Consider the following 12,549-nt stretch of genomic DNA (forward strand, 5'->3'; position numbering starts at 1 on the left):
CCTACATGAACAGCAAGCTAATCATTCGTATCCTAATGGCCTCGACCTTGACTGTCGGCTCTGGCGCAACTTTGCAAAGCTGCATCTTCGACCCGGGCGCAAGAACACTTTTCGCCAGCGAAGAGCCGGCCAGGAATGTCACGCCTGTCAGGAAAACCACACCCACCGTCAGACGAGTGGCCAAGAGCAGCAATGAACCGGCTTTTGCCCGCTCCGATAACGGTTCCGGTGGGAATTCCAGTTCCGGTGGGAATTCCAACTCCGGCGGCATGGGCGGCGGCTCTAGCAGTTCCAGTGGCGGTAACGATGGCGGTTCTGACGGCGATAGCGGCACTTGGCACTAGGACAAGTCCGCTAGCATCCATTTGGCTGAAGCTTTTTTCATTTTCCTAGGAGATCGGCGAAACCAGCCTCTCGTAAAGTCGGGCTTAGTTGCCGCCTAGCGCATGAGCCGTTGTGGGCCTTCTGCGGAAGCGGCCATCGGTCGACATTCCGGCACTCTTTGACGTATTGCCGCTAAGAAGGGCAACATAGACGCCTTTTTATCTTGTCATCAACATCGGTCCCCCAAGCCTTGACCTGCCACTGAACTTTCATCCAGCGGCGACTAGAGCCCCGGCGGTTTTGAATACGCCAAGTGGCGCGGTGGGAGCAACCGGCGGAAACGCGAAGCTTTCATCTTGCGCAGCGTTGGAGCCGGTTGCGGCGATGGTCCCGGCAAAGTCTGCCGGGGTTTTGTATCCGAGCGATGAGTGCGGCCGGAAATGGTTGTAATCGTCCGCCCATTCAGCAATGGCGCTGCGGGCATGATCGAGGACGGGCCAATGGTCCGATGTGACAAAAGCATCTCTCCGCTCCGCCGAAACTCATAGTCACATAGCCAAGGAAGAGCGGCGTCGACTCGTCCGTCGGTCATTGGCTCTGGCGTCAACGACAAGGCAATAGAATTCAATGAAACTCCGGGGCCAAAGAATTCTTCCAGCTCGGATGGCTTCACATCTTGGACCGTGGTCGGATCGTTGATGTCGGTAAATGTCACCAGGCGAGGATATTGTTTTGCTGTCAGCCTTTTCGCCTCTGCTGTGAGTTGAATTCGATCAAGGGAACGTGCGTACTCGTCTCGATGACCTGATCGAAGCGGTGGACTGGCGAAGAGCGTGACCGCCAGTTCGGTCGCGGCATCGTCAACCAGCGCAAACAGATACTTGTTCGGCGCGACCTCCAATGTAACAGCTTCCCCGAGGAGCTTGAGCGGGCCACCGTGCCCGCCCCCCGATTCGCCAATTTTGAACCATTCAGGTGGCATATCCCAACTTACGGCAGTCACCGAACTGCCGCTTACTATCCCATCAGGTGTCTGAACCGACAGCGTAAGCTTCTGCCGCCAGCTCCAATAGCGGAAGCCAAATAGGTTTCCCTCCCAATAATAGCTGGCCGTCGCGCCGAAAATTAGCACTCCAATAATGCCAAATAGAATAAATCCTCTCATTGCGCGCTCCCCTGCAACCAAATTAAGTTTGGCACTAACCTATGATCGAAATCTGAATAGAACCGAAATGTGGGCAGACGTTCACCCGGATTATCCGAGACGAAGACAGCAACGCAGCCTGGGGGTGTCCGGGATCACGTGTCGGAGGCAGCGGTCTTGCGGACGAGCACGGCAGCTATAACTCGCATCCGCGCTATTCAAAGATCTGTTGGCGCCCATTCCCGACATTCACAAACCACCTGGCTCCGCCGCCGTTGCGGGATCGAGAGCCACTGGATTGGCGTCATTGGGGACCGGTGGAAAACTCAAATTCCTGTGTGAGGCCCTATCCTAAGCCTTGTTCCAGACGGGTTATACGTTACCAAATATCGACGTCATCCTGACCAGCTTCGCATTCTCCCTAGATCAACATGGCTATGTACAATTCATGTCTCCTTAACGAAATCTCATTCGCCTTCACACATCTGGTCTCGGACAGCATGCGTTCCCGGACGCTTCGCGTGCCATCGGGTACAACCATGGAGTCAATTGAAAATCGTGCGCCGTAAAGGTGATGGGCATTCGGATAGGCGTGCCTGTTACGGTCCTCCCAAAGCGGCGGCTGACCTCACCGACGGCCACCCCCTTCAACCATCCAGCCCCTTGAAGCGCACCGGCTGGTAGCCGCGCATCAACAGGCTGCCGAGCGAATAGGTATTGCGGCAGACGCGGCCCTTGCAGGCATTCGGCGAGGCTTCCATCACCTCCACCTTCTTGTCGGCCGTGAAGCGCATGAACAACAGCACATGCGAGCCCGGCTTGTTCAGCGCGTCGCCCGGCCGCATCGACCAGGGGTCGGAGAGGCGCTTGGTGATCCCGGGGATGGCGCGCGTCGAAACGTGCATCTTCAAGCCCCAGGCGTCGCTGACGAAACCGGAGCAGTCGACGCCGAGGATGTTGGATTGCGGCGCGCTCTTGGTGCAGACATTGCCGGCGGTCTGGCCCTTTTCGACGCCACCGATGAAATTCTCGAGCGGCGTCTTGCAGCCCCAGCAATAGGGAACACCCTTGACCGTCTGGCCGCGCTTACCGATCAGATAGATCGGACGGCGCAGCCGGTTCATGTTGACGCAGCCCGGACCCGGATCTCTGCCATAAGCAGCCGGCGTCACCAGCCAGTTCAGCGTCTCAAAACCGATGGCCCGCTCGATGACGTCGCTGCGCGATTTCGGCACGATCGCCACCTTCGGCGTCTTGCCGGGCTTACCGGCATTCAACTGTTTCGCGGGCAGGGCGGCGGCGAGCTTGCGGCCGGGCTCCCGGCCGTCGAGCCGCAGCACCTGTGCCCGGCTTTCCTGCGAGCGGAGATAGAGCACGTCGCCGCGCGGGCCGATCGCCACGAAGCGCCTGGAAAATACCGTGCCCGGTCCGATCGGCAGGTCGTAGACCCGGTCCATCACGCCGTTCGGCGTGAAGCGCACCACCAGCATGCCGGTGCGCTCGGGCCGCTCGGCGGGTACGAGCTCGACCAGCGCATAGGGCCTGCCTGTGGTGTCGATGTCGAGAAGTTCGACGGTGCCGATCCGCCCTTCCGAGGCGAGCTGCAGCGAAAGGAAATTCTCCTCCGAGCTGCTGCGCCGCAGCAGGATTTCCGCCTTGTCGTTTGCGGCAGCGCGGACCTCGGCAACGATATCGCCGAGCCCGCGGCTCGGCACGTATTGAATGACCGACGGGCGGGCCTCGGGCCTGTTGGTGCTGCGGCCGATCTCGTCGATGATGCTGTTCAGCGGACCCGGCGAGACCGAGCCCATCGAGGCGAAGACCGAGCGGGTGTAGTCGTCGGCATCACCGCCGCCGTCGACGGCGCGCAGCGTCTGCGACCGGCCGTCGGCATCGGTGGAGCGCTCGAGCGGCACGACGCCGTCGGACCAGAGGTAGAGTTCGTTGTGAACGACGGCGAGATCCTCCGGTGTGGCATTTTCCGGCAGCGGCAGGATTTCGGGCTCGGCCTGCGAACGTTCGGCGTCGACGGCGAGCACGCGGCCGTTGTTCTGGTCGAGGATGTAGATGGTGCCGTCGTCGCCGACGGTGATCGCCGCCGGCCCGGATGCCTCCGCTTCCTCGTTGGAAGAGATGATGCCGACCGAACGCGCGCCGTCGCCGCTGCGAAGCTCGATGATCGTCGTATCTTTGGCGAAAACCGGGAAGGCGACCGCAAGTGCCGCGGCAAACAAAATATGCGACCCAAAACTACGCATTGCCTCGACCCCCAAAACACCGTCAAGTCTTTAAAATGGTAGGCTAGATATGGCCCCTCAGCAAGCCGTTGCTTTCCAAACGATTTGGAGATCTGCGTCGGCGATAGTACAAGATCATCGTCTCGAAGATTTATCGGCAGGAAATGCTTATGCTGGAATGGAACGGTGACGAACTGGCGCTCGACATAAGCTTGCTGGAGCAGGTTCGCGCGGCGCGGATCAACTTCTCCGACCGCGTCTGCGCCGCCTCGGCCAGCAAGGATGACAAGCATCTGGCGCAGCTGCGCTCGGAGCCGACCTATCTGATGGCCGAGTTTCTCTATTCGATGAAGGTCTTCGGCATCAGCACCGCCGAGGATATTGAACGCTTCGCCGATCTGCACAATGATTACGTGGTTTCGCTCACCCGCGATCCGGCCAAGCTGCAGCGGCTGGGGCTTTCGCAGGATCGGGCGCTCGCCTCGATGTTCACCGCCGACACCAAGCCGCGGCTGATCCAGAACTGGGCTGATAAATCAGGCGCGATCGACCAGTCCAATCTCGCCCGTTTCCTTGTCGCGGTAATGTCGAGCGAGACCTGCCGCAAGACGTTGATCGATTTCGAGACGGCGGGTTTCATGCAGCGCAAGCGCTCGCCCTACGGCACCATGGTCGTCTGGTCGACCGGAATGATCGAGGAGATCTTCGGGGAGATGCTGCGCGATCTTCGCCTCGGTCTGCAGCAATTGAAGATCCTGTAATGCATGTCGCCCGGAAGTGTGTTGCGGGGGCAACGACATGCGCAAAACAAAGAGCGAAAGCGCCGCTGCCAGCCGATTTCACCCCTCCCAATCGATTGGCACCGAGCGCCGTTGCCTTCCTTCCGGCCTCTCCCTATTCTCGCGAGGCTTGTCGCGCAGTGGCGCCAATAAGACGGATTTGACGACGATGACGAAATCCTGGCTCATAACCTTGTCGATCGGCCTTCTGCTGGCGCTGCAGACCCCGCGGCTTGCCTATTCCGGCCCGACCGAAGACGCGCTTGCGGCGCGAAACCCCTCGCTTGCGGCGCTGCGCCAGCATGACGAGAAGGCCTTTGCTGCAGCGACTGCGATCATCGCCGAACACGAACGCGCCAAGGGGTTGACGCCCGGCGAGGCGAAGCTGCCCGATGCGACCTCGCCCGGCCGCGACATGGGCTCAGGCCCCGGCAAGGAATTCACGATCGACAATCCCGATATTCTCTGGCTCTACAATTCCTCGCCCGAAGGAATGAGCGACCTGATCTCGATTTTGAAATCAGCCGGGCAGAAACCCAAGAACTAACCGTCTCCGTGCAGTTGAACGGACTATAACAGGCCCCGGATATTGCCAAGCGTGAGTCTTGCTCACGTCTTTGCCTTGCCTGATTCTTCCAGGCTCCAAATAATTTGTAACCCTCCCTCAAGCAAGACAGGCGAAGCCATCCCAATTTCGCCAGTCAGTGCTATTCTCAACTTCAACACAGTGTGAGATGTTCGAAGAGGAGGTTTTCCAATGCCGAACCGCAAAGCCATCCTGGCAGCAGCCACCTTTCTTTCGTTCTTTTCGGTGGTTCCCGCCGTCGAGGCGCAGAACGAACGCACATTGACCGAAGCGCCGGCGCAAACCGGACCCGTCACCATCACCCTCGATCGCGCTGAAGCCAGATACGCCATCGGCGAAGTTGTCGGCCTCTTCATCCAGTCGACCGAGAATGCCTATGTCACGGTGCTGAACGTCTCGCCGAACGGCGCGGTCGTGAAGCTTTTCCCGAACAAGTATCAGACCGACGCCCTTGTCGGCGCCGGCAAGCGCGTGCAGGTGCCGGATCCGGCAAGCGGCGCCAAGCTGCAGGTTTCAGGCCCGGTCGGCCAGGAGCAGATCAAAGTTTTCTATTCCTCCAAGCCGCTGACCATCTTCGCCGATCTCGGCGGCAGCGGCGGCGGCATGTTCCGCTCGATCGACGGCGGCATGGACGCCGTTTCCCGCAGCCTTGAAGAAGCCCGCAGCCTCGGCACCAAGATCAGCAGCAAAACGCTGATGCTGACGACGGTCGATAGTCCGGCTGCCATCCCGCCCGTCGCAGCCGCCCCTGCAAAACCCGCCCCGGTCGAGCAGGCTGCAAAGCCGCCCGTTGGGCCGAAACCTGCGGCCGCGCCGAAACCGAAGCCGGTGACGAAACAGGAAGTCGCCAAGAAGCCGGAAACGGTGGTGGAAAAACCGAAGCCGGCTGCCCCGAAAAAGGTCGCGCCTAAGCCTGTCGAGCAGGCAACACAACAGCCGCCGAAGAAATACAAGATCGTCACCAACTTGGCGCCCGGCCAGGAGCTTGCCGCCGACGAACTGGAGCTGATCGGTCCGGCCGACACCACCTCATCCACCCGGCCGACCCAATATAAACAGCCCACGCAGTACAAGCAGCCGAGCCAGTCTTCGCAGACGAAGATGCCGAAACTGCCGATGCCGCAGATCAAGATGCCTCAATTCAAGCTTCCGGGCGGCTTCAGCATCAAGATGCCGCAGCTCAATCTCGGCCGTTCTGCCGAACTTGGCCAGCCCGGGGAGGAGCTCGAGGTAGCGAACGCCGATACGCCGGTTTGCACCGCCCTTCTCGACAAGCTGAACACCGCCGTCGCCGCCAAGGATATCAGTGCTGCCGCAACTGAGGCCGATGCGATCGCCGTCAGCGCCGATTGCGGCCAGTTCCAGGTGAATGCCCAACGCCGCGTCGCGGCCCTCAGGCTTTCCGCAGCCCAGGAGATGATGGCCGCCAACCAGCCGGTCGCCGATTACGAGCCGCTGCTTGTCGCCGCCGACAGCCCGCAGGTGCTCTGGCAGGCCTCCGCTACGCTCGGCGAGATCTATTTCTCCGCACGCCGCTTCGCCGATGCCGCCGCCGATTACCAGCAGGCGATCGAGATCATCAAGAATGAGACCCGCACGCCGAAAGCGCCGCCCGCCGAGACGATCTCCGATCTCATCCAGCGCGCCGCCCAGGCCCGCATCCTTGCCGCCAACCCGACGAGCGACAATCCTGAAGGCAGCTTCGTGCCGGCCGTGAAGGACCACCGCAGCGGCGTGCTCGGCGGCATCTATTCCGAGAATGTGCGCGGCATCGTGCCGGTCTCCATTCCGGTTCCGATCACCTTCGATTTCGACAAGTCGAGCTTCACCTCGATCGGCACCGAAGCCGCCCAGGAACTGCTGGAGGCGCTGAAGGAGCAGAAGCCCGGCCGCATCATCCTCGTCGGCCATACCGACCGGCGCGGCGGTGACGACTATAATCAGAAGCTGTCCAAACGCCGCGCCCAGGCCGTCGCCGACTTTCTGAAGAGCAACGGCCTCGACGCGACAATCGACGCCGAAGGCCGCGGAGCTTCCGAGCCGGTGGACGTGACGGCAACCGCAAACCTCACCGAAGACGATGTCGATGCGCTGAACCGCCGCGTCGAATGGCGCCGCGAATAGGACGGGCGAGGGGGAATCTGGCCATGACCGCATTCGTTTCCATGGCCGCAGCACTTGCCCTCCTCACCATGGCGGCCACCAACAGCCTGGCAAAGGTGATCGAGGCGCCCGAGCGTGGTGCGGTCAGGGCCGTGCTGATCGGCATCGACCTCTACCGCAACGTTCCGCCGCTGCACGGCGCTGTCGCCGACGCCGACGACCTTTCGCTCTCGCTGCGCTCTGTCGGCGTCGAGGACATGACGCTCCTGAAGAATGGCGCTGCCGACCGCGAGGGCATCTTCCATGCGATCGGGGCCGTGACCGAAAGGGCAGAGCCTGGCGACCTGATCGTGCTCGGCATTGCCGGCCACGGGTCGAGCGAGCCGGAACGCGTCAAGGGCTCGAAACCGAGCGGCCGCGACGAGGTCTATATCCTTGCTGGCTTCGATACCCGGCTGCCGGGATCGCGCGAGCGCATTTTCGGCGACGAATTCAAGACGCTGATCCGCAAGATCGAGGCCAAGGGCGCCGATGTCGTGTTCATCGCCGATACCTGCCATGCCGGCGGCATGACCCGCGACGTCGATCCGCGCGGCGCCGAGATCACCTGGCGTCAGGCGCCTTCCTATACGATCGAAGAGGACGATCTCGCGCCGATTTCGACCACGGCGGATGCGCTGTCCACCGGCTTCGATTTCAAGCGGCTGACCTTTCTCGCCGCCGTCGACGAGAACACCAAGTCGCCCGAAATATCAATTCCCGGCATTCCGCAAAAACGCGGCGCGCTGAGCTATGCCACCGCTCGCGCCTTCGAGGGGGCTGCGGACCGCAACGCCGACGGCGCCGTCAGCCGCCGTGAACTGTTCGAATATGTGCGCCAGGCGGTCTATCAGTTCACCAACCAGCGACAGAACATCTTTACCGAAAGCCCGCCCGGAACCGATCTCGATCGCGCGGTCGTCTATCATTACGGGGCGGGGGCCCAGGCGGCGGCGGAGAAATCAAACACTCCGCTGCCCGCCGAGCCCGCGCCGATCAGCGTTGCCGCCCTCGGCTCCGAGCCGGTGCTGCAGGGGATCGACCCCGCCGTCACCCCTTTCAAGCTGGCGGAGGGTGCTGATGCCGAACTCGTCTTCGATCCCGAAAAACACGAGGCGATTGCCGGCGGCGATGTCGTCGCCTCCGGCGTCGGCGCCGGGGATATGCCTTTCGTCGTCGACCGGATGGCCGCGCTCGATGCGCTGAAGCGGCTCTCCGAGACCAACCCGCAGACCGTGCGCGTGACGCCTTCCGACACCGTCCATCGTGAAGGTGAACGCGTCGGCGTCACCGTTTCGGATCTATCAGGCCGCAAGCTCGTGCTCTTCGACGTCACCGGCGATGGGACCGTCCAGTTCCTCTATCCGGGCGAGAAGGAGGTCGATGCCGAGATGTCTCAGACCTTCGATCTGGACCTTTCCGTCGTCGCACCTTTCGGCACGGACCTGCTCGTCGCCGTCGCCTCTGACACCCCGATGCCCGACCTTATTGAATTCCTGAAGCAGAACGACAGGCGCCGCACCGCCGGCAATATCGCCAAACGCCTCGGCGAATTCCTGCCCGAGGGCGCGCGCGTCGGATTTACGGTCCTCTATACCTCCGCCGGAGCCAAGCTATGAGCACGTCGATCAGCAGGATCCTCAACGTTACGGCCATCATGCTGTTGCTCGGCTCTCCGGCTCTTGCGCAGCAGGATACCGATTTCGCCGGCGAGGATGGCGGGCGGGTCATCGGCGGCCAGACAGCCAAGAAGGGCGAATGGCCCTGGCAGGTGAAGATCCTGGCACCCGATCCCGAACAGCGCGGCCGCTTCGGCGGCCATTGCGGCGGCTCGCTGATTGCGCCGCGCTGGATATTGACGGCCGCCCATTGCGTCACCAGCGGCCGCTCCGGCAAACAGGATCTCTTCGCCCGCGACCTGCTGATCGTCGAGGGCAAGTCGAAGATCGACAAGGTGATCGCGGTCGACGGGCCCGACAAACCGGGGCTTGCCGTGGAAGAGGTGATCATCCACGAGGATTTCGACCGCAAGGTCTTCGCCAACGACATTGCCCTCATCAAGTTGAGCGAGCCCGCTAAATCGAAGCCGACGATCCTTGCCTCGGCCTCGGATGATGAGGTAGAGGCCGCCGGCCACCCGGCCGTCGTCACCGGCTGGGGTTACACCAAGGCCGATCACGGCTGGGACGACAAATACCTGCCGACCGAGCTGCAGGAAGTGGAACTGCCGATCGTCCCGCGTGAGGACTGCCGCGCCGCCTACCGCGACAGCTCGATGCGCATGAACCCGATCGACGAGCGCAATGTCTGCGCTGGCTACGCCAAGGGCGGCAAGGATGCCTGCCAGGGCGACAGCGGCGGGCCGCTGGTCGCCCAGCGTCCCGACAAGCGCTGGATCCAGCTCGGCATCGTCAGCTGGGGTGCTGGCTGCGCCGAGGCCGAACATTACGGTGTCTATACCCGTGTTGCCGCCTTCCGCGACTGGATCGCCGCAAAGACGGACGGCGACGTGCCAAACATCGAAGGACCTGCCACCGGCGATCAGGTCGCCTCCACCACGACCAGTGGCGGGATGAAGCAGGGACAGTCCGGGCAGAAACTGGCCAATCTCGTCATCACCACCCCGCACTCCGGCGATACCGCGCCGGCTGGGACGACAGAAACGCCAGGCGCGCCCGCCAGCGATACTCCGCCGGCTGATCAGCCCGTCGCCGACGAACCCGCCGTTCAGCCGCCAGTCGTCCAGACGCCGGTGATCGAAAGTTCGCCCGGCGACCGCGCGCTGTTGATCGGCATCGACGATTACGAGATGCGCGAGGCGAAGCTGACCGGCTCCGCCACCGATGTGAAGGCGATGCAAGTCTTCCTCGCCAAGACACTCGCCTACCGCCCGGAACAGATCCACACGCTGACCAACCGCAAGGCGACCCGCGAGGCGATCCTTGCCGAAATCGACGACTGGCTGGTGCGTCAGTCGACGCCGGCAAGCCGCGTCTTCCTCTATTTCAGCGGTCACGGTTCGGAGGAAATGGGCGCCGAGGCGACGACCAGCCCGACGCTGGTTGCAGCCGATGCCAAGCTGGTGCGCGAGGGCGGCAAGGTGACCGTCACCAACCAGATCCGCGAAACCGAAATCGCCGCAAGGCTGAACAGCCTCAAGGACCGCCGCGTCACGCTGCTGATCGATGCCTGCCATGTCGGGCCCGGCAGCCGCAGCGCGGTGGCGGCACCCTCCGGCACCGTGCGTTGCCTCGGCCCGGCGCTGGCAGCGCTCGAACCACCGAACAAATCAGGCAAGGAAGCCAAATTCTCCTTCGGCGGCGAAAACGCCATGGTCTGGTCGGCCGTCAACGCGGGGCAGTGGGCCTTCGTCGACCGCGAGGCCAAGCCGGCGCTCGGCGTCTTCACCCGCCGCTTCATCGAAGGCGTGCAGGATGGCGTGGCGCGCGCGGCCGACAAGCCGAATGTCAGCAATGCCGCTTTGCTCGACTATGTCCGGCGCAAATCGGACGAATATTGCCGGACGCATGCTGAGGATTGCCGCTTCACCCCGGTGCCGCAATTTTATGGCCAGCCGGATGCGCTTGGCCGGGATGTCATCACCGGCGAGGAAGCCAAGACGCCGCTCGCCGCCGTCGAAAACACGCTGAAGAGCGACAATGAGGCGGGCGTCGCCGTCGATGTGCTGCCCGGCACCGCGGTCAGCATCGGCGACAAGGTGGCGATGCGCGTCTCCACCAAGAAGTCCGGTTACCTGATCCTGGTCGATATCGACGCCTCCGGCAAGCTGACGCAGCTTTACCCGAACAAGCGCTCGATGGGCCTGAAACCATCAGCCAAAAGCGGCGACAACCGGCTCGATCCGGCCCGGCCGGTTGTCGTGCCCGATGCGCGCAATCCCTATACCGGCTTCGAATATGTGGTGGAGGGCCCGGCCGGCGTCGGCATGGTCGTTGCCATCCTCAGCGACAAGCCGATCGAAGTGCTAGACCTGCCCGATGTGCCGACGCCTCTCGTCGGCCAGCGCGCCGCCTTCAACTATGTCTACGATCTCGCCCGAAGCCTCAGGATCGTCGGCGACGACGAAACCGGCGCCCAAGGCAAATGGTCGTTCGATTCCAAATTCTATCGCATCCGCTGAACAGGAGCGAACCATGCCGAAATCCACTCTGCTGGCGGGTCTTGCCGCTTCCCTGATGGCGCTTGCTTCGGCTCATGCCGGCGACAGCAAGGCGATGCTTACAGCGCAAGCCGGGCTCGCCGCCGAACTGATCGACCGGACGCTGGCAAAGGAGGGGGTGGCCAATATCATGGTGTCGCCCGCAACCCTTACCGCAGCACTCGGTCTGGCAAGCCTCGGCGCCTCCGACCAAGGCAAGGCGGCGATCGCCAAGGGCCTCGGCTTCGGCGGCGAGGTGAAGGGACCGGAGGCGGTGCTTGACGCGATGTATCAGGAAAAGCCGGCAGCGCCGGATGCGCCTTTGACGACGGCGGTCGCGATCGTCTTCGACGACAAGCTGGTGCTCGTTCCCGACGCGCTCTCCATGCTCGCCCGTCACCACATCAAGCCTTCGATCGAGGATCTCGACGGACCGAAATCGGTCGAACACATCAACGGCTGGGTCAAACAAGCGACGCGGGGCGCCATTCCGGTCATCCTGGACTCACCGCCCGGCGGCGGCTTCGTCAGTCTCGGCGCGCTTTCCTTCAAGGCGCGCTGGAAGACCTCATTCGATAGGGAAAGCCCGGCAAGCCCTTTTCAGCGGCCGGATGGCTCGACGATTTCCGTACCGATGATGCATCTTGCCGGCGATGGGCAAAAATTCCGCTTCGACGAGAAATTCACCGCCGTCGACCTTGCCTATGCCGGCGGGAGCTACAGCATGGTCGTGGTGGCGGCCCGTTCCGGCAAGGGTGTGGGCGGCGCGGACCTGAAGGCGCTCACTTCCTGGCTGCAAGGGGAAAAATTCGAAGCCGCCAAGGGCGAAATCTTCCTGCCCCGCTTTTCCCTGAACGACGGGCGTGATTTGATGCCGATACTCAATGCGATGGGAGTGGCGCCCGAGAAGGCCAAGGATGCGGGTTTCCCGGGTTTCACCAAGGAAAACATCAGCCTGGCGCGCGTCCTTCAGAAGACGATGATCAAGGTAGACGAAAACGGCACGGAGGCGGCGGCAGCCACGGCTGTTATCACGGAACGCAGTATCGATCCGAAGCTTATTCGTGTCGTGGCCGATGCCCGTTTTGCCTTCGCGCTTCGCGATACAAGAACCGGCCTGCTGCTGGCCGCGGGCCTGATCGGCGATCCATTACTGGCAGGCGAATAGTATTCGGTTT

At 62.4% G+C, this 12,549-nt stretch carries 8 protein-coding genes and 1 pseudogene; 7 read left to right on the forward strand and 2 right to left on the reverse strand.

Annotated elements, in window-relative coordinates; all coding sequences use genetic code 11:
- The first annotated feature begins 5 nt into the window (after positions 1 to 5).
- A complete protein-coding gene (locus tag RWJ89_RS07435; protein WP_155247564.1) occupies positions 6 to 344 on the forward strand; it encodes a hypothetical protein in 339 nt (112 codons plus the stop codon).
- 249 nt (positions 345 to 593) lie between these two features.
- Here the strand turns inward: RWJ89_RS07435 and RWJ89_RS07440 are convergent.
- A pseudogene (locus tag RWJ89_RS07440) lies at positions 594 to 818 on the reverse strand (integrase core domain-containing protein); the annotation flags it as partial.
- Positions 819 to 2,115: 1,297 nt separating this feature from the next.
- Positions 2,116 to 3,726, reverse strand: coding sequence for a hypothetical protein (locus RWJ89_RS07445; RefSeq protein ID WP_316030783.1), 1,611 nt, complete (start codon positions 3,724 to 3,726; stop codon positions 2,116 to 2,118).
- Between the two features lie 149 nt (positions 3,727 to 3,875).
- Between RWJ89_RS07445 and RWJ89_RS07450 the strand changes: the two genes are divergently transcribed.
- From RWJ89_RS07450 to RWJ89_RS07475, 6 genes are all read left to right on the forward strand, one after another.
- Entirely contained in the window at positions 3,876 to 4,466 is a 591-nt protein-coding gene (locus RWJ89_RS07450; protein ID WP_017957743.1) for a hypothetical protein, read from the forward strand.
- Positions 4,467 to 4,653: 187 nt separating this feature from the next.
- Positions 4,654 to 5,031 carry a hypothetical protein gene (locus RWJ89_RS07455; protein WP_316030784.1) on the forward strand — a complete coding sequence of 126 codons (378 nt, stop codon included), beginning with the start codon at positions 4,654 to 4,656 and terminating at the stop codon, positions 5,029 to 5,031.
- 210 nt (positions 5,032 to 5,241) lie between these two features.
- Complete coding sequence (locus RWJ89_RS07460) at positions 5,242 to 7,194, forward strand: DUF4384 domain-containing protein (RefSeq protein WP_316030785.1); 1,953 nt, start codon at positions 5,242 to 5,244, stop codon at positions 7,192 to 7,194.
- Positions 7,195 to 7,217: 23 nt separating this feature from the next.
- A complete protein-coding gene (locus RWJ89_RS07465) occupies positions 7,218 to 8,831 on the forward strand; it encodes a caspase family protein (protein ID WP_222010954.1) in 1,614 nt (537 codons plus the stop codon).
- Positions 8,828 to 11,353 (forward strand): trypsin-like serine protease, encoded by a 2,526-nt coding sequence (locus tag RWJ89_RS07470; RefSeq protein WP_316030786.1) that lies wholly within the window; start codon positions 8,828 to 8,830, stop codon positions 11,351 to 11,353. Before RWJ89_RS07465 ends, RWJ89_RS07470 begins: the two co-directional genes overlap by 4 nt.
- Positions 11,354 to 11,366: 13 nt before the next feature.
- A complete protein-coding gene (locus RWJ89_RS07475; RefSeq protein WP_222061265.1) occupies positions 11,367 to 12,539 on the forward strand; it encodes a serpin family protein in 1,173 nt (390 codons plus the stop codon).
- Positions 12,540 to 12,549: the final 10 nt, after the last annotated feature.

Origin of the sequence: Rhizobium sp. 10PS4, assembly GCF_032464805.1 — a bacterium.
Taxonomy (GTDB): Bacteria; Pseudomonadota; Alphaproteobacteria; order Rhizobiales; family Rhizobiaceae; genus Rhizobium; species Rhizobium laguerreae.